The 18,193-nt window shown below is 56.3% G+C and carries 17 protein-coding genes; 3 read left to right on the top strand and 14 right to left on the bottom strand.

Going from position 1 to position 18,193, the window contains the following annotated elements; translation table 11 throughout:
* Positions 1–48 precede the first annotated feature (48 nt).
* Genes tsaD through QQL54_RS04470 form a run of 3 tightly spaced genes read left to right on the top strand, consistent with a single transcriptional unit; the run spans position 49 to position 2,692 of the window.
* Positions 49–1,128: a tRNA (adenosine(37)-N6)-threonylcarbamoyltransferase complex transferase subunit TsaD gene (gene tsaD, locus QQL54_RS04480; RefSeq protein WP_284388028.1), complete on the top strand. Its 1,080-nt coding sequence runs from the start codon at positions 49–51 to the stop codon at positions 1,126–1,128.
* Positions 1,125–1,697 (top strand): glutathione S-transferase family protein, encoded by a 573-nt coding sequence (locus tag QQL54_RS04475; protein ID WP_284388026.1) that lies wholly within the window; start codon positions 1,125–1,127, stop codon positions 1,695–1,697. Before tsaD ends, QQL54_RS04475 begins: the two co-directional genes overlap by 4 nt.
* The gene (locus tag QQL54_RS04470; protein WP_284388024.1) at positions 1,694–2,692 is read left to right on the top strand and encodes an NAD(P)H-dependent glycerol-3-phosphate dehydrogenase; all 999 of its coding nucleotides are present in this window, start codon (positions 1,694–1,696) and stop codon (positions 2,690–2,692) included. Before QQL54_RS04475 ends, QQL54_RS04470 begins: the two co-directional genes overlap by 4 nt.
* 2 nt (positions 2,693–2,694) lie before the next feature.
* Here QQL54_RS04470 and QQL54_RS04465 read toward each other — a convergent pair whose 3' ends face one another.
* From QQL54_RS04465 to glmM, 14 genes are all read right to left on the bottom strand, one after another.
* Positions 2,695–3,321: a protein-L-isoaspartate(D-aspartate) O-methyltransferase gene (locus QQL54_RS04465; RefSeq protein WP_284388022.1), complete on the bottom strand. Its 627-nt coding sequence runs from the start codon at positions 3,319–3,321 to the stop codon at positions 2,695–2,697.
* Entirely contained in the window at positions 3,318–4,073 is a 756-nt protein-coding gene (surE, locus tag QQL54_RS04460; protein WP_284388020.1) for a 5'/3'-nucleotidase SurE, read from the bottom strand. The genes QQL54_RS04465 and surE overlap by 4 nt, the downstream gene beginning before the upstream one ends.
* Before the next feature lie 74 nt (positions 4,074–4,147).
* Complete coding sequence (parC, locus tag QQL54_RS04455) at positions 4,148–6,418, bottom strand: DNA topoisomerase IV subunit A (protein ID WP_284388018.1); 2,271 nt, start codon at positions 6,416–6,418, stop codon at positions 4,148–4,150.
* A gap of 86 nt (positions 6,419–6,504) precedes the next feature.
* A complete protein-coding gene (gene recO, locus QQL54_RS04450; RefSeq protein WP_284388016.1) occupies positions 6,505–7,242 on the bottom strand; it encodes a DNA repair protein RecO in 738 nt (245 codons plus the stop codon).
* Positions 7,243–7,266: 24 nt separating this feature from the next.
* Positions 7,267–8,238 (bottom strand): GTPase Era, encoded by a 972-nt coding sequence (gene era, locus QQL54_RS04445; protein ID WP_284388014.1) that lies wholly within the window; start codon positions 8,236–8,238, stop codon positions 7,267–7,269.
* On the bottom strand, positions 8,235–8,933 hold the full coding sequence (rnc, locus tag QQL54_RS04440) for a ribonuclease III (protein ID WP_284388012.1): 699 nt from the start codon (positions 8,931–8,933) through the stop codon (positions 8,235–8,237). The genes era and rnc overlap by 4 nt, the downstream gene beginning before the upstream one ends.
* Positions 8,930–9,736 (bottom strand): signal peptidase I, encoded by an 807-nt coding sequence (gene lepB / locus QQL54_RS04435; protein ID WP_284388010.1) that lies wholly within the window; start codon positions 9,734–9,736, stop codon positions 8,930–8,932. The genes rnc and lepB overlap by 4 nt, the downstream gene beginning before the upstream one ends.
* Positions 9,737–9,745: 9 nt before the next feature.
* Entirely contained in the window at positions 9,746–10,147 is a 402-nt protein-coding gene (gene acpS, locus QQL54_RS04430) for a holo-ACP synthase (RefSeq protein ID WP_284388007.1), read from the bottom strand.
* The gene (locus tag QQL54_RS04425; protein ID WP_284388005.1) at positions 10,144–10,905 is read right to left on the bottom strand and encodes a pyridoxine 5'-phosphate synthase; all 762 of its coding nucleotides are present in this window, start codon (positions 10,903–10,905) and stop codon (positions 10,144–10,146) included. The genes acpS and QQL54_RS04425 overlap by 4 nt, the downstream gene beginning before the upstream one ends.
* Positions 10,905–11,489: an orotate phosphoribosyltransferase gene (gene pyrE / locus QQL54_RS04420; RefSeq protein WP_348520698.1), complete on the bottom strand. Its 585-nt coding sequence runs from the start codon at positions 11,487–11,489 to the stop codon at positions 10,905–10,907. Before pyrE ends, QQL54_RS04425 begins: the two co-directional genes overlap by 1 nt.
* Positions 11,479–13,734 carry a RelA/SpoT family protein gene (locus QQL54_RS04415; RefSeq protein ID WP_284388000.1) on the bottom strand — a complete coding sequence of 752 codons (2,256 nt, stop codon included), beginning with the start codon at positions 13,732–13,734 and terminating at the stop codon, positions 11,479–11,481. Before QQL54_RS04415 ends, pyrE begins: the two co-directional genes overlap by 11 nt.
* An 82-nt stretch (positions 13,735–13,816) precedes the next feature.
* On the bottom strand, positions 13,817–14,194 hold the full coding sequence (gene rpoZ, locus QQL54_RS04410) for a DNA-directed RNA polymerase subunit omega (protein ID WP_284387998.1): 378 nt from the start codon (positions 14,192–14,194) through the stop codon (positions 13,817–13,819).
* A 104-nt stretch (positions 14,195–14,298) separates the two neighbouring features.
* Positions 14,299–16,680: a sensor histidine kinase gene (locus QQL54_RS04405; RefSeq protein ID WP_284387995.1), complete on the bottom strand. Its 2,382-nt coding sequence runs from the start codon at positions 16,678–16,680 to the stop codon at positions 14,299–14,301.
* Positions 16,681–16,852: 172 nt separating this feature from the next.
* Complete coding sequence (gene glmM / locus QQL54_RS04400; protein WP_284387993.1) at positions 16,853–18,193, bottom strand: phosphoglucosamine mutase; 1,341 nt, start codon at positions 18,191–18,193, stop codon at positions 16,853–16,855.

The raw sequence follows: 18,193 nt of genomic DNA, 5'->3' as shown, positions 1-18,193 counted from the left end.
CCTTTAACCGCGACACAAGCTCCGACGCAATCCATCAAGACGCAATCCATGAAGTCCCCTGCCATCATACTCGGTATCGAAAGCAGCTGCGATGAGACGGCTGCGGCTGTCATTTGTGAGGAACGCGGACTATTATCCAACATTGTCGCCTCCCAAGATGAGGCTCATTCGCCGTTTGGTGGTGTCGTGCCTGAGATCGCCGCACGCGCGCATATGAGTAAGATCGAATCGATTATCGACCAAGCTATCACCGAAGCTGATGTTGACTATATCGACTTATCGGCGATTGCAGCCACGTCTGGGCCGGGCCTGATCGGCGGCGTCATTACCGGCTTGATGGCGGCGAAAGGTCTATCCGTCAGCCTGAACATCCCGCTGATCGCGGTCAACCATCTCGAGGGCCACGCCCTTTCGCCACGTCTTACAGAGGACTGCGCCTTCCCTTATTTGCTGTTGCTGGTATCCGGCGGTCATTCGCAATTACTGAGCGTGCAAGGTTTGGGGGACTATACGCGCCTCGGATCGACTATCGACGATGCGGCTGGTGAAGCTTTTGACAAGACAGCGAAAGTCATGAGTCTGGGTTTCCCCGGCGGTCCCAATGTTGAACGATGGGCTGCCAAAGGCGACGACCGAGCGATCAGACTACCGCGCCCTCTACTGGATCGGGACAGTTGCGACTTCTCCTTTGCTGGTTTGAAGACGGCCGTCGCGCGCGCTTTTGAAGCATCGGATCAGTCCGATGCGGCCAAAGCCGATCTTGCAGCCTCCTTTCAACGAGCGGTCTCAGATTGCCTCGTGGACCGAACAGAGCGCGCCATGAAGGCATTCAAACAACATCGCACTGGACCCTACCGATTCGTTGTCGCAGGCGGCGTTGCGGCGAACCAGACTCTAAGAGATAGCCTCAACAACACGGCTCAACATCATGATTTTCAAACATTCTTCCCACCGCTAGAATTTTGCGGCGACAATGCCGCGATGATCGCCTTAGCGGGACTGGAACGACTCTCAGCGGGGCGCATTGATACTCTAGACGCCCCAGCACGGCCCCGTTGGCCCCTTGATGGGGATTCGGCTCGAACAGCGCCAGCATCGGGCTCGGGACGCAAAGGACCCAAATCATGAAACTCTATGGCTCCCTCACCTCACCCTTCGTCCGCAAATGCCGGATAACGGCGATAGAAACCCAACTTGCTGATCGGCTCGATTTCGTGACTATCAACGTTCTAGCAGGCGAAACCAGCCACCCTAACCCTCTCAGAATGGTTCCAGCGTTTGAAACCGACGCTGGTGAAATAATTGTGGACAGCCGGGTTATCTGCGAATTTCTCGCGAGTGCAGGGTCTCATCTTTCTACTCCAGAAGGATGGTCCGACTCGATCTTGCTCGCCCTCGCTGACGGTATGACCGATCGCGCAGTTTCCATAACACTGGAACGCAGACGACCTAAATCGGAGCAGTCTCCTGGCTGGGTGACGCATTGCGAGACATCGATCAGGCAAACCTTGCCTGAACTTGCACGCCGCTTACCGCAGGCATTTACTCCCGGCGCCATCGCGCTGGTCTGCGCTCTCGCTTATCTTGACCTTCGTCACGGCAGTATCGACTGGCGGAATGGGAACGATACTCTAGCCGGCTGGTACGAACAAATGTCTCAGCGACCGAGCGTCATCGCAACGGAGCCTCCAGCATGAGCTATCAGAAAATCGGTGTCATTGGTGCGGGCGCATGGGGCACGGCACTGGCGCAAACATTATCCAAGACTGGGCGTGACGTCACGATTTGGAGTTTTGAGCCGGATTGCGCCGAGGCGATCAATGAGCGGCACGTCAATGAGTGCTATCTGGATGGTGTTCCGCTTGATCCAAAATTGCGGGCGACCTCTGACCCCGCCGACCTTGCAGGTTCTGACGCCATTCTGTCAGTCGCCCCGGCGCAGCACACCCGCGCGACTTTGGCCGCTTTTGTTCCGTATATCGCCGCAAGTACGCCGGTCCTCCTATGTTCAAAAGGCATTGAAATCAGCACTCGAGCCTTCATGGCGGATGTGTTGCGAGACGTCATGCCAGACGCGATTCCGGCGGTCCTGTCAGGACCATCCTTCGCTGCCGATGTGGCACGCGGCCTACCCACAGCCGTCACTCTGGCCTGCGCCGATGAAACGGTCGGCGCGGCTTTGGTGGAAGCCTGTGCAGCGCCCACCTTCCGACCCTATCTGACCGATGATGTGATGGGCGCGGAAATTGGCGGCGCGGTCAAGAATGTCCTCGCCATCGTCTGCGGCATTGTGCTTGGCAAGGAGCTCGGACGATCCGCGCATGCCGCCATCATGACGCGTGGTTTTGCCGAAATGACGCGACTTGGTAAAGCCCTTGGCGCGCGCCCCGAGACGCTGACCGGACTTTGCGGACTCGGAGATTTAGTCCTAACCTGTAGTTCCGAAATGAGCCGCAATATGAGCTGCGGCCTCGCGCTCGGTCGTGGTGAAAAATTGGAAGACATCCTGCAGGGCCGCTTGGCCGTGACGGAAGGGGTTGCGACCGCCCCAGCGCTCAAGCTTTTGGCCCAACAGCACGGCGTCGACATGCCGATCAGTTTCGCACTGGCGGGTATTTTAGACGGGTCTATCAGCGTGGATGAAGCCGTGGTCGACCTTTTGTCGCGGGATCACCGCCCGGAAACCGAATAGCCCTAAAGCGTTTTCGACTTGCCCGCTTCGATCATAGGGAGGTCGAGCGGCATTAGCTCCGTTTCCGTCACATGTTTGCGGGCCTTTTCGACCAGCGTCAGCGTCCCGTCAACGACAGCAACGAGGCGACCATTCGGGCTCAGCTGATCCATAACTTTTTCCGGAATGGCCCGTACGGCGCATCCGAGCACGATCCGGTCAAAGGGGGCTTGGCCCGGCCAGCCATAACGACCATCGCCATGACGAATTTCAACATTATGGATCCCGAGTGTTCTGAACCGTGTTTCCGCGTTCGAGACGAGGCCGACATAACGTTCAACCGAATAAACCCGGCGCGCCAGTCGTGATAGAACAGCTGACATCCAGCCTGATCCACCGCCAATTTCCAGCACTTTGGAACGATCCGTCGGGGCCAGCATCTGCACCAACAGCGCTGTCGTCAGAGGCGCACTCACTTGCTGTCCACAGGCGATAGGCAAAGCGATCTCTTCATAGGCACGCTCTGATAGCTCCGGCGTTAGAAACGCTTTTCGCGGCACTTGCTCCATCGCACGTAGCGTCCCGGAATCACTGATCCCACGCGACCGCAGCCGCATGACCATATCCACGAGCCGTGGATCGAAATTCACGTCTCTGGCAGGCGCGCCAGCGTCCCCTCATGGGTGAGGTCGGTGTGGAGCGGCGTAACCGAGATAAAGCCGTCATAAATTGCGCGGAGATCTGTCCCTTTGTCCGGGTTCGACTTCTTCGCACCGTAAGTCAGCCAATAATAATCACCGCCACGAGGATGATCGCGCTTGTCGATATGACTCATTTGGAAGTCACGATGGCCTTGCCTTGTGTACTGCACACCCCGGACTTCATCGGGCGCTTTGTCGGGGAAATTCACATTCATCACGACTCGCTCGGGCCAGCCTTTTTCAAGCAATGTCCGTACGATATCGGCGCCATGCGCTTCGGCCGTTTCCCACGGCAATGACGTCGCGCCCTGAAAGCCGCGCGCCAACGACAAGGCAATCGATGGGACCCCCATCTGCATGCCTTGAAGCGCCCCGGCAACGGTGCCGGAGAACGTCACATCTTCCGCCAAATTTTGCCCCCGATTGACGCCGGACAGAACCAAATCCGGCGGATGATCAACGAGCAGGTCGCGCATGGCGACAATGACGGAATCCGTCGGTGTGCCAGTCACGGAATAAACCCGCTCATCAAGATGACGCAAACGAACAGGATTATGCAGGCTAACACCGCGCGATGCAGCCGACTGTTCATTGTCTGGCGCACAGACCCAGACATCATCCGATAAGTCTGCCGCGATCCGTCGCAACACCTGAAGCCCCGTCGCCCGGACACCATCATCATTCGTCAGTAGGATTCGCATGCGGCGCTGATCGCAGATCAGTCGCTATCTGTCATCACCAGAGCCTGACAGGACTGAGCGACAAGTTTGTAGGGTTATAATCGCTTATCCGGCGCGAACAGACCTTGACGAGAGAAGCCGCGGGGAGCCATTCGGCCCGCTTGAGCGCGGGATCCCTCATGTTGCGGCCAATCCGGCACTTCCTGACGGCGTCCAGCGCTATCGATGAACGCCAAGCCTTCTTCGGAGGAGAAGGTCGTCATATCGCTGAGGCCGCCATCCTTGTAGCGTTGCAAACGAACCCCTTTCCCCCGAGTCAGTTCAGACACCTCGTCTAGATTGAACACGAGTAGCTTTCGGTTTTCGCCAATTGTTGCGATCCGGTCGCCTTTGGCCTCAATCACACGAACAGCCTCTGCATCACCTTTTACGTTCAAGACCTGCTTGCCGCCACGGGTTGAGGCGACAATGTCCGCTTCCTTAACCCGGAAGCCATAGCCTTCTGATGAGGCGACCAAGAGAGTTCGTTCTGGATCGTGCACAAACAGACCGACGGGAATGTGGTCATTCTCCAGATCAACCATGAGGCGGATTGGTTCACCATTACCGCGTCCGCCTGGCAGCTTGTCACCGCCCAGCGTGTAGAATTTTCCGTTCGAGGCGAAGAGGATAATCTTATCGGTCGTCTCCGCGTGAACGGCAAAAGCGAGCTTGTCGCCTTCTTTAAATTTCAGCGTATCGAGATCGTCGACTTTGCCCTTCAACGCCCGGATCCAGCCTTTTTCAGATAGGATGACCGTAATCGGCTCCTTGGTGATGAAGGCCGTCGACAGATCAATATCGAGGTCAGGTGCTAAGTCGAATGTCGTCCGGCGACGGCCGGCATCAGTCTTCGGCCCGTAAAGGTCACGCAACTCGCGAATTTGACCCGAGATTGTGTCCCATTGCTGAGCGTCCGAGCTAACCAACGCTTCGAGCTTGATTTGCTCCGCACGCAGACTTTCACTCTCTGTCTTAATCTCAATTTCTTGCAGCTTGTTCAGCGCGCGCAACCGCATATTGAGGATTGCGTCGGCCTGCCGTTCCGTCAGGTTAAACGCTGCAATCAGCTCCTCTTTCGGTTTGTCCTCATAGCGAACAATGCGGATCACTTCGTCGAGATTAAGGAAGGCGATAAGATAGCCGTCAAGTACTTCTAATCGATCAGCAATTTTGCCGAGACGCTGGTTCGTGCGGCGCAGCAAAACCTCACGACGATGGTCAAGCCAGCTCTGAATAACCTCACGCAGATCCATCACACGCGGCACGCCGTTGGCGTCCAACACATTCATATTTAGACTAACACGACTCTCCAGCTCACTGATTTTAAACAGGCTTTCCATCAGTATCGCGGGATCAATATTCTTAGATTTTGGCTCTAGGACGATACGAACATCTTCGGCGGACTCGTCGCGCACATCGGCCAGACCTGACGCCTTCTTACTCTCAATGACTTCGGCCAACTTCTCAATCAGACGGGACTTCTGCACCTGATAAGGAATTTCGGTGACGACGATCTGGTATGTCCCCCGTCCGGTGTCTTCGACGGCCCAACGCGACCGGATCCGGAAACTTCCGCGCCCAGTTTGGTATGCCTCCAAGATGTTATCCTTAGGCTCGACCATGATCCCCCCCGTTGGTAGATCCGGTCCAAGAATATGGTTCATCAAGGTCTCAACGCGCGCGTTCGGTGTCTTGATAAGGTGCAGAGCCGCATTGCAGATCTCAGCCACATTATGCGGCGGGATCGACGTCGCCATGCCAACCGCGATGCCCTGCGCACCATTGGCTAGCAGGTTTGGAAAGCCCGCTGGCAGGACGACGGGTTCATCATCTTCCTCATTATAGGTTGCTTTGAAATCGACCGCGTTTTCATCGAGGCCTTCGAGCAACAACATACCTGCCGCCGTCATCTTGGCTTCGGTGTAGCGCATGGCAGCGGGGCTATCGCCGTCAATATTGCCGAAGTTGCCCTGCCCTTCGACCAGCGGATAGCGCGTTGCAAACTCCTGGCTGAGCTTGACCAGCGCGTCATAGATCGATTGGTCACCATGTGGGTGGAATTGACCCATCACATCGCCAACGATCCGGGCTGATTTCTTGTAAGCGCCTTCCGGATTCAGCTTTAACTGGCGCATGGCGAAAAGAATGCGGCGATGGACGGGTTTCAAACCGTCGCGCACATCCGGCAAGGCGCGCTGTGTAATCGTCGACAGAGCGTAGGCCATATACCGCGCAGAAAGCGCATTATCGATATGTTCCTCGATCACAGGATTATGCGGCGTTGCACCTCCGCCGGAATTCTTGGGTTTTTTCGTTTTCGCCATCGTCCTGTTTCCCGCGTCGAATCAGAAGTCCAGCCTAGCAGGCGATTCCTTGAAAATCCCCGCCAATAGCGTTGAAAAGTCCCGCCTTAGGGAAAGATAGCCAATCCATCGGCGACCAAACGTTCGACCATGACACGCCGGGCCTCTGGAAGCGTCCGATTGCGTTCCCACTGAACCCGCGTCTCTAGAAAATGCCCTGTCAATCTCAACCCATCGCCGACATCCTCTGGTGAGGCGATAGGCTCCCCGCGCAAGAATGGCGGCAGGCGAAACAGCTTATCCAGATAGGGCTCGGCAGCTTCGGCGCTCACCGCGCGGCCAGAGCGCGGTGAAACGTGGGTCAGATTGTCGGTTGTCTCCGTTGCCGCGCAGCGCGTCAGGTCCAGACCGTAGCCAAGCCCCTGCAAGAGCAAACTTTCCCACCGGACATAGAGCGCGGGCCAGATTTCAGGGTCGTTCAGCCGTTCGAGCACAATTTTGGTCACATCATACAGATCGGGCAGCGGCTGTTTTTCTGGCAACATCTCTCGCGATAGAGCTGCAATGCTGTTCAGCGCTGCAAGGCTCAGCCGGTCTTCCATAAAGACGCCAGCCAACGCCTCAACAATCTCGACCGTGTAATAACCTAAATGCTCTTCGAGCCGTCCGCGCCATTCGACTTCAACAATGTTGCCGGGCTGCAAGAGCGGGCGCATTCGCCGCCCGGCACCACCGCGCACCAAGCCCTTATGGCGGCCATGGTCTCGCGTGAACGTCTCCATAATGGCAGAGGTTTCGCCGTGCTTACGGGCCTGAAGCACAATCGCTTCGGAGGTAAAGTCCATCAGACTTGGATACCGGAGACGCGTTTAAACATCGAACTCCAAGCCAGCTTCAGCATATCTGGCGCGGTCTTCCATCCAGTTTTCACGGACTTTCACGAAAAGGAAGAGGTGGACGCGGCGGCCGAGCCAGTCTTCCATCTCTTTGCGCGCCGCTGCGCCGATAGCTTTGACGGTCTCGCCGCCCTTCCCCAACACGATCCCCTTTTGTGTACCCCGGCGGACATAGATGATCTGATCAACACGAACCGAGCCGTCCTTACGATCGGTCCATTTTTCGGTTTCGACCATCGAGGCGTAAGGCAGCTCATCATGCAGACGTAGAAACAATTTCTCCCGCGTGATCTCTGCCGCCATCAGGCGCACCGGAATGTCCGCTGCTTGATCTTCGGGATAAAGCAAAGGCCCTTCCGGCATGGCGTCGGCAAGATAAGTCGCCAAATCTTCGACGCCCGTCCCCTTCGTCGCGGATAAGACAAATATGCGCTCATACCCGCCCACCTCATCGAAATGAGCAATCAAGGGCAGAAGTTCGTCGGTCGGAACCGTGTCGATCTTATTCAGGACGAGCACGGCTTTCCTCTGGCGTTTAGCCAGCCCTGCCATCACTCGATCTGTATCTTCGCTCGCGAGCCGATCCTGCGATGAGCCTTCGCCTTTTGCGTTGCGATACCAAGCGCCCGCATCGACAATATGCGCAATCGCGTTGGAATCATCTGCACCGCGCCAAGCTGCATGCACCATGGATTTGGAGAGGCGATCTTGTTTCCGAGGTTCAAAGATGCCGGGCGTGTCGACCAGAACAACCTGCGCGCGCGCGCCTTCGCTTGTGGTGAGCATCGCAATCGCCCGGATCTGAAACCGCGTCGTCTGAACCTTATGCGTAACGATCGAGACTTTCTCACCGACTAGCTGGTTCGTCAGCGTCGACTTGCCTGCATTGGGCGCACCAACAATGGCGGCAAAACCGCTGCGAGTTGAGGGCTTAGAGGGTGTCATGTCCATATATCGATCAATTCTTGAGCGGCGTGTCGTTGGGCAATGCGCTTACTTTTGCCGCGGCCGGATGCGGTTCCAATGCCGGAGACAGTAACATCTATGACGAAAAGCGGGTCGTGATCCGGCCCTGACCGCTCAGTGACGTTATATTCTGGCAATCCGTGCCCACCTGCCATCGCGCGTTCTTGCAGCTCTGTTTTCGGGTCTTTAGCGGATTTGGACACCACAGCCTTAAACTCAGGCATCCAAAAACGATCATAGAAAGCTTGTACGGCGTCCATGCCACCATCGAGATAAAGCGCCGCAATCAGCGCTTCACACGTATCGCCGAGAATGGATGTCTTCTCCCGCCCGCCCTGTTTTTCTTCCGATGGAGAGATCAAAACATAATGGCCGAGATCAATTTTACGGGCGACCGTGGCGCACATTTCCTTACGGACGAGCGCGTTTAATCGGCGGGCCAGCGTACCTTCTGTTTCTGAGGAATAGTCAAACAAGGCCCGCGCCGTCAGCAGACCCAAGACGCGATCCCCTAAAAATTCGAGCCGTTCATTATTGGGAGCGGAACTATGGCCATCTCCATAAGAGCTATGGGTAAGCGCCCGCATAGCCAGTTTTCGATTATCGAACCGGTAGTCGAGACTGCGTTCGAGTTTCTCGACGCGTTTATAACGCTGCGCCTCGAGGTTGCTCATTCAATACCCTTGAAGAAGCGATTGCCGCGAAAATTAGCCCAAGTCCAAGGCTTGTAGATCACAAAGTCTGCATTGACCGAGGCCAGCACAAATTCCGCACGACCGATAATGTTTTCGGCGGGAACGTATCCCGCACCCATCTGGCGAACTGGCACACGGCTATCGCCGGAAAAGTCGCGATTATCGCCCATCATGAAATAGTGCCCGGACGGCACGGTGAAAACAGTTGTATCGTCTGCGCCATTATTCTTGATGCCGTCATAGATCAGATGCGGTTTAGCCTCGCCCGGCAGTTTTTCTTGGATCAGTTCGGCATTGAAACTGCCCTGGACCTGACCGTTTGAGAGGTGTGTGTAGGTTTCATTCCGAACCAGCTTCATATCGACTGGCGAATTATTGATGTGCAAGATACCGCCGACCATCTGAATACGGTCCCCCGGCAACCCTACGACACGTTTGATATAATTTTGCGCGATCCCGTCGGGACGGAAGACAATGACGTCACCGCGGTCAGGCCCTCGACCCAGCAAGCGCCCGTCCACATCCAGAAACGGAAATGGCAAAGCCGCATAGCGTCCGTACCCAACAGAATATTTTGATGTAATGACGTAATCGCCTTCCATCAGACCCGGATACATAGACCCGGTCGGGATGGTAAAAGGCTGGAAAATAAAGGTCCGCAGGATCAGCGCGATACCAAGCGCCCAAATCACTGTGGAGATGGTCTCGCGCACACCGCCCTCAGACTTTTTAGTCTCAGTGCTTTGTGACGTCTTTTTTGTCTTGGACTTACGGGTCAACATGGGCGCGCCCTAGCAGGCAGGTTTGGCTTCGACCACTGCAAAGGCCACAGCGAAATCACGTTCGTCAGACAGGCTGAGACGCACATGACCCGTATAACCCTCAGGCACGAGCTCGTGTAGCCGTTCAGCCGCACCCCGGTGCAGCAAGACGTCTGGCCGCCCGGACAGCGAATTGACAACTTCAACATCGTGCCATGACAGCTGGCCACTTGTTTCCGTGGCAAGGGCCTTGGCAACGGCCTCCTTGGCCGCAAATCGTTTGGCCAGACAAGGCACAGGGTCCGGGCGAGCCAAGCATTTTTCTCGCTCACCTTCGGTGAAGGCTTTTGCCGCGAAACGCTCCGGGTGCCGCTCGTAAAGGTCTCGGATACGACGAATGTCGCAAATATCAGTGCCGATGCCTAAAATCATGCGACGCGCGCGTCCCGAATGATGGAGGCCATGCGGTGAATAGCAGGGGCGAGCCCCAAAAATACGGCCTCACCGATGATGAAGTGTCCGATATTGAGTTCTTTCGCTTGCGGGATCGCAGCGACGGGGACGACATTGTCGAAGGTCAGCCCATGACCATAATGGACTTCTAGGCCCGCCTCTTGCGCAATCTGTCCGCCCGCTTGGAGTTGGGCCAAAATTTCATCGGCACGGTCCGTATCACCGTCGTCGAGCGCATGGGCATAGGCCCCGGTGTGAAATTCAACGACTTTCGCGGCCGTACGCGCTGCTGCATCAATTTGATGGGGCTGTGCTTCGATGAAGAGCGAGACCCGGCATCCAGCGTCGGCCAATTGTGCAATTATCGGCACAAGTCGGTTATGTTGACCCGCAACATCCAGACCGCCTTCTGTAGTGCGTTCCTCTCGGCGTTCTGGCACAAGACAGGCCGCATGCGGTTTTAGACGCGTTGCAATGGCCACCATCTCCTCCGTCGCGGCCAGCTCCATATTCAGAGGAACTTTCTGCTCTGCACACAAGGCAGACAGACGCTCCATATCATCATCGGTAATATGACGACGATCTTCGCGTAGGTGCGCGGTAATACCGTCCGCGCCCGCTTTTATCGCCGTGCGGGCCGCCTCAACGGGATCGGGGTGCGTTCCACCACGTGCGTTTCTGAGGGTTGCGACGTGGTCGATATTGATGCCCAGACGAACCGCGCCGCGCCGTCTCATCACTTCAGACCTCGACTGCCCGGCTTATAGGCAGGCGTGCCTGCCAATTCTGGCGGTAGATCGTTCGGATCAAAATCGGGGAAGCGTTTCGCAGCGAGGCTAATGAGCGGGACGCCTATGTCGGCCTCTCCCCCAGACCGGTCAAAGATACAGCATCCTGCGACTACATTACCGCCGGCTTCTGTGATGGCCTTGATCGTCTCGCGGGAAGACAGGCCCGTCGTGACAATATCCTCGACCATCAATACCGTCTGACCCTGTTTCAACTCAAAGCCACGGCGCAACACAAAGGTGCCGTTCTCACGCTCCATAAACATAGATTCTAGACCAAGTTGTCGTGCCATTTCATAGCCCGGAATAACGCCGCCCATGGCCGGGGCGATGATGACGTCCGGCAAGTCACCAAGACGGGCGCGCACCTTATCGGCCAATGCAGCGCAGAGTTTCGCGGTCAAAACAGGATTCTTGAAGATCAGCGCTTTTTGCATAAACAGCGCGCTGCGCCGCCCTGAAGACAGTATGAAATGGCCCTCCAGCAAAGCTCCCGCTTCGCGGAAGACATCCAGAACGTCTTCAGTCGTCATCGTCATGCGGCAAGTCACTTTCAATTTGAGATCGGCTACGGTCAGCGGCGACCACATAGGTCGATGTCCGCAGCGCGGCAATGATGGCGATGAGGTGACGGTTATCCCGCACCTCTAGGTCCAGCAGCATATCGAAAAAGGCAGGACTGCGCTGTAAAGTCTTGATATTGATAAGGTTTCCTGAGTTCTCACCAATGATGCGCGTGACGTCTGCCAGTGCACCCGGAACATGTTCCACAGTCGCCGTGACACGCGCTGCCGAAGCGGCCTTCTCTGCAGCGCGGCGCCAACCCAGATCAATCCAATGGTCTTGTTGCGACTCGTGCTTGGCTAGCTCTTCACAATCAATCGTATGAATATCGATGCCGCCTTTGGGCGATTGCACGCCAATAATTCGGTCACCAGGGATGGGTGAGCAGCAGCGCTTCAAATGCAGACCGACGCCAGACCGAAGCCCGTCACCTTTGACATAAAGGCGGGCTGAACGGTCTTCGATCAAATCACGATTGGCCATCTCCGCATCTGGATCACGGTCTTTCAGGGCTGGGAACACCGCCGTGATAAACTCATTCATGGACAAATCGCCACGACCGAGGCGCTCATAGACTTCCCCGACCTCAGTATGGCCCATCCGTTTGACGACATCATCGAGCGCTGACTCCGCAAAGGTCTGGTGCTCACGGGTAAAAGCATGTTCTGCCAACATGGCGCCGATCCGACGAAATTCTTCCGTCTCGCCGTCCCGGGTCAGGCGGCGCAGAGCGGATCGCGCCTTGCCGGTGACGACCATATTTTCCCAGCCTTCCAGCGGCTCCGCCGTCCCGCCGCGGATAATCTTGACCACATCGCCATTCTCTAAGCGAGTCCGCAGAGGCACGTCGCGGCCATTGACCACGGCACCAATGCATGTGTGACCCACTTTCGTGTGAACGGCATAAGCAAAATCGATCGGCGTTGCGCCGCGCGGCAGAGAAATCAGATCGCCTTTCGGCGTGAAAGTAAAAACCTGATCGGCAAACATCTCCAGCTTGGCATGTTCTAGGAACTCATCTGCATCACCCGACTGTTCCATCATCTCCACAAGTGGCCGAATACGCCGCAGGGGGTCCCCACCGGAGGCTTTGGCGCGTTCAGGATCATAAGCGTAGGCTTGGTCTTTATAGGCCCAGTGCGCCGCCACACCGCGCTCCGCCACGTCTTCCATTCGTTCGGTTCGAATCTGAATTTCAACACGGCGATTGTCGGCAGTCCGGATTGTGGTGTGAAGAGACTGGTAGCCGTTGGACTTTGGTACGCTGATGAAATCGCGGAAGCGGGCCGGAACAGCACGGTAGGTCCGATGCAATATACCCAGCACACGATAACAGTCCGCGTCGGTCTGGGTCAGGATTCTAAAGGCATAAAGGTCAGCAACGTCATCAAAGCCGATATTCTGCCGCTGCAGCTTTCGCCAGATGGCGAAGGGACGTTTTTCCCGTCCATAAATTTTCACATCGACATCATGTTCGTCGAACAGATCCCGCAGCGCCGTGGAGACCTCGCTGATCGCCTCGCCCTGATCACTCCGCCATTCATCCAAGCGGCGCATGATGCTTTCAAACGCACTGGCATTAAGGTGCTGGAACGACAGGTCCTCAAGCTCTGAGCAAATACGATCGACACCGATCCGTCGGGCAAGTGGGGCGTAAATATCCAAGGTTTCACGGGCAATCCGTTCCCTTGACGACTGACGCGGATGATATTGCAGCGTTCGCATATTATGCAGGCGATCGCAGAGCTTGACCAACAACACCCGCACATCGCGACTCATGGCGAGAACAAACTTCTGGAAATTCTCGGCCTGCGCCCGTTCCCGGCTGGCCGACGGGCTCAATTCAAGCTGAGACAGCTTTGTTACCCCATCGACGAGATCGGCAATTTCTGGCGTGAACTCCTCCGCCAGATCGTCACGCGTGACATCCGTATCCTCAATAACGTCATGCAACAGGGCGGTGCAGATCGACGCGACATCCAAATGCAGCCCCGCTAATATCCCAGCAACTTCAATAGGGTGCGCAAAATAGGGATCGCCGGAATGGCGCATCTGTTCGCCATGTGCCTTGACCGTATAGATATAGGCCTTGTTCAGCAGAGCTGCATCGGCTGACGGGTCATAGGCTTTAACCCGCTCGACCAATTCAAATTGGCGCAGGTAGCTGTTTTTGCCGGCTTGCGGCGCGGGCATGATCGGCGTGTGGTCGTTCACCGGATCGATATAGAGAGGCGCTTACGCAAAAGCCACCGACATTGGTCGGTGGCTTGATAAATGCGTGGCAATGCCGGGGCTTCTAGAAGCGTGTCGAGCTATCATTATCACGGTCGCCTTGCAGCGCGCGAAGAAGATCAGCTTCGGACATTTCTTGAGCCTTGGTTTCACCATGCTCAAGCGCGAGCACGGGTGCCGCTTCTTCCTGCGCTTCGTCCGGCATGTCGTCATCAGTGATAACACGCTGCAAATTGGTCACGAGGCTTTCACGAAGCTCGTCCAATTCGAGGTTGCCATCAGCCAGTTCGCGCAAGGATACGACCGGTGTCTTATCATTGTCGCGGTCGACCGTCAGGGCTGCGCCTGCGGAAATATTGCGGGAACGGTGTGAGGCAAGCAGAACGAGGTCGAACCGGTTTGGGATCTTCTCGACGCAGTCTTCAACGGTAACGCGGGCCATAGGAATCTCGCTGGGACACAGAAATACGGAAAGCGGGCCTTTAATCCCGGATGGGCTTAGACGCAAGCACAGACGACAGAGCGAGTGGGGCCATAATCTTGGGTTTAATCGTCCACGACCTCAAAGAGTTCGGGGTGCGCGCCCGCCGGGTCGGCTTCACGCGGGAGATAACAAGAAACATGAGTCCCCTGCCCCTCGACACTATCGAGCTCAACCCAACCGCCGTGACGGTCGATGATGCGCTGGACTAAGGTCAGACCAAGGCCAACGCCACCGCGTGAGCTCTCAAAGCTTTCAAACACAGCCGCCTGCCGGTTGAGCGGAATACCAACCCCCGTGTCCCGCACCCACAACCGCACGCCGCCGCCCGCAGACCGCTCCGCACCCAGTTCGATAAGCCCGCCCGGCTTCGTGAACCGCAGAGCGTTCGCGAGCAGATTGTAAACCACTTGTTTCATTCGGGTTTCGTCAGCGCGCACGACCCCAATCTCTGGATCGCAGACAATATCGAGGGAGATCCGAGTATCATCCGCTTTGGTCGCCACATAATCGATCGAATGATCGAGCAACTGGAAAATATCCACATCACCCAGTTCGAGATCCAGCTTGTCAGCTTCAATGGCGGCGATATCGAGAATGTCGTCGATAGCCTTTGCCAGATCCTCGGACGCACTCTGTATCGCGAACACAAACTCGCTCTGCTTATCCGACAACTCACCCGCGCCGCCATTCTGTAAGAAGTCTGAGTAACCAGCAATCGTCGTTAGCGGCGTTCGCAGTTGATATGAGACATGGCCGACAAACTCGCTTTTCATGCGATCCGCCTCTTCCAACGCTTCGGCCCGCTCCCGCAATGCCCGTTCCGTCCGCCGCGATGAGGTCACATCGTCCCAGGCGATGAGGGTCGCTCCATCCGGCAAGGGACGGGACAGCCACCGCATAACCCTGTTGTCGGAACAGGTGATTTCGCCATCAACGTGACGACGCACATCCGGGTTCGGGTCCGTGGCACGTGCCTTCAGGTCCGACCAGAATTCGGCATCGTGATAGAGCGGAAAGCACATTTCGATAATGTCTGCGAAGCGCGGACTATCCCTCAGATCATCTTCACTTAACCCCCAGAGCTTCGTGAAGGCCGAATTATGCAGGCGCAGTCGGCCATCCGTGCCGTAAACAGCGATGCCTTCGGTCAACTTATCAAGCGTCGCCCGTTGCACATTGATGAGCGTGCCGAGCTGGCTCTTGAGGGTCATTTTGTCAGTAATATCGGAGAACAGGATCGTAATCCCGCCTTCCGCATCGCGCAGTCGCACCACCCGATAGAGATTGCCATTGGGCATATCCCAAGTCTCTTCCGGAACCTCATTTGGCCAATCCGTATAAAGCCCCAGCTCTTGCGATTTCCACTGACGATAGTCGGATTTTGGTGGAAGCTGCTCTGTTTCGCGGAGACGGTCGAGCAGTGCTGCATGGCTCGGTCCGCTTTGGAGCCACGCCACGTCCAGACTGAACATCGTCGTGAACGCCTGATTGAAGCTGCGCAACGTCTGATCCGGCGCAAAGGAAATGACAGCTTCGCCCGTCTTGCCAAGCCATGCATCATGCGCGGCCAGATGACGGTCAAGCATACGTTTCAAAGTCTCGGCTTCAGACGCGTCCATAGCCATCCCGCCGACGCCGCCACTGACCGGAAATAGATCAATCCGCATGGCCATGCGCTGCCCGCCACCCGTGACGATCGGACGAACGGATTGGCTGGGTGACCCGGTTTCAAGCACGGCCATGGCCTCGCTTTGCGCCTTCGCGTCCAGATGAAGTTGTCGACTGATGACGTCGTCGAGATCGTTTCCACCAACGGCGCGAATATAGACAGGGTTAGCCCAATTGATCTGACGCGTGCTTGATAAGCGCCAGACTGGGTGCGGAGCACGGCTCATCATTTCGACAAAGGCGACAGGGTCAACTTCTGCTGTCAGGCGAGAGGTCTCAAATCGCGAAATCGCCTTGCGTTCATCCTCGCCGCGTAGAGACGCGTCTTGGAGCCAAAGCACAATTTGATGCCCAGCAACGCGACCGTCTGCTTCGATGATTTGACCTTCTGGCAATATGATAGACGCAGAAAAAGACTCTCCGCTTTGACGCAGCGAGGAGAGTAATGTGCGAAGCGTTGGCCGCTTGGCTTTGTCAGATACAGTATCAAGATCAGCTAGGCCCGACAGAACGCGCATCGCAACATTGTGCGAGCCTCCTGGTTCTGAGAACCGCAGCATAGAGGCCAATGCGGCGGGGCTCCCGAAGACACGCGGCTCACCAAAGTCAGCCTCAGCTGTAACCTCACCCTCATCCCAAACCAGCACCAGTCCCGAATACGACCCGAAAACCGCATCATAATGGCCGATCTGGTGATCGAGATCTCGGGCGCGTAGCTTCCAGCGTTGCTCAGATCGGTTCACACGTCCGAGCAACGCAAGGACAATGCCGCCCATGATGACAGCAAGCAGTACAGCGATTGTTGTAACTGCGAACGTTATATCTATGGTTTGATCCAGCACGATCTGCGCAATGACTCCCCGATTATCGCAGACCTTATGGCCGTCGCGACGTCCTCATCACAGTGGGATAGACGCCTATTCGCCGAGTGAAAAGCGCGAAGCTCGCCTAATCCGCGAGAGATTCGATCACAGCGCAGAGTTCTTCGACTGCAGCCGTAACGACCCCCTCGTCTTCGCCTTCCGCCATTACGCGGATCAGTGGTTCTGTCCCCGAAGCGCGGACGAGGATTCGACCAGTATCACCCATCCGAGCATCTACGGCTTTTATCGCTGTCTGAACGGGTTCGTTCAGCAGCGGTGAGGCACCATTGTAACGGACATTTTGCAAAAGCTGCGGAAAGGGTTTGAACACGCTCAAATACTGGGCGCTTGTGTCCCCGGACTTTAATAATCCAGCCAACACCATGAGCGCGGCAAGGCTACCGTCCCCTGTCACGGCATAGTCGGTCATCAGTACGTGTCCGGACGGTTCACCACCAAGATTTGCCCCAAGATCGGTCATACGGACGGCGACATGCCGGTCACCAACAGGTGTCCGTTCCAACCTCAGACCCAGAGTATCAAAGTAGCGCTCTAACCCAAGGTTCGTCATCACCGTCGAAACAATTGACGTACTGCTTAGGCGGTCTTGTTGATGCCAGTCTGTGGCCAGCCGGGCGATCAGTTGATCTCCGTCGACAACCTCTCCCTTATTATCAACCATGATCAGTCGGTCAGCATCACCGTCCAGCGCGACACCAATGTCTGCTTGGTGATCAAGCACGGCTTTGGCCAATCCCTCTGGATGGGTTGAGCCGCAATCTTCATTAATGTTGCGACCATCGGGTGATATTCCCAGCAAAATAGGCTCTACACCGAGCGCCCGAAGCGCAGCGGGAAAGACTTGGTATGCGGCGCCATTGGCGCAATCCGCAACAATCTTCAGACCGCTCAGCGAATGTGTCCCCGTAGACCGGAAGGCAGAGACGAGATTGTCGACATAGAGCGCATCCAAAATCCGGCCCGCTTTGACCTCACCCGGTGTGGCAGCCGGGTCTAAGCCAGGTCCCATTGCTGTTTTGATGAGAGCTTCGACGGAGTCTTGGACCGCATCAGAAACTTTTCGACCATCCGAGCCAAATAGTTTCACCCCATTATCGTGAAAGGGATTGTGGGACGCGGTGATCATCAACCCAAAATCCGCCATAAGGTGCGGCACCATTGAAGCCGTCGCCGGGGTCGGTAAAACACCGACAGGCAACACATTGATTCCTTGACGCAGCAGCCCCTTTATCAAAGCGGCTTGGACAGCATCGCCAGACTCCCGCGTGTCACGGCCGATGACAGCCGTCGATCCGGCCCCAAAATGGGCACCGATCGCGTCGGCAAGCTTTTCTAAAGAGGCCTCTGAGAGCTTATCTTCACCCGCACGGCCGCGAATGCCGTCCGTTCCAAAATATCCAGCCAT

It is taken from the genome of Algimonas ampicilliniresistens (genome assembly GCF_030159955.1).
Lineage (GTDB): Bacteria > Pseudomonadota > Alphaproteobacteria > Caulobacterales > Maricaulaceae > Litorimonas > Litorimonas ampicilliniresistens.
This window is presented reverse-complemented; position numbering and strand designations above follow the sequence as displayed.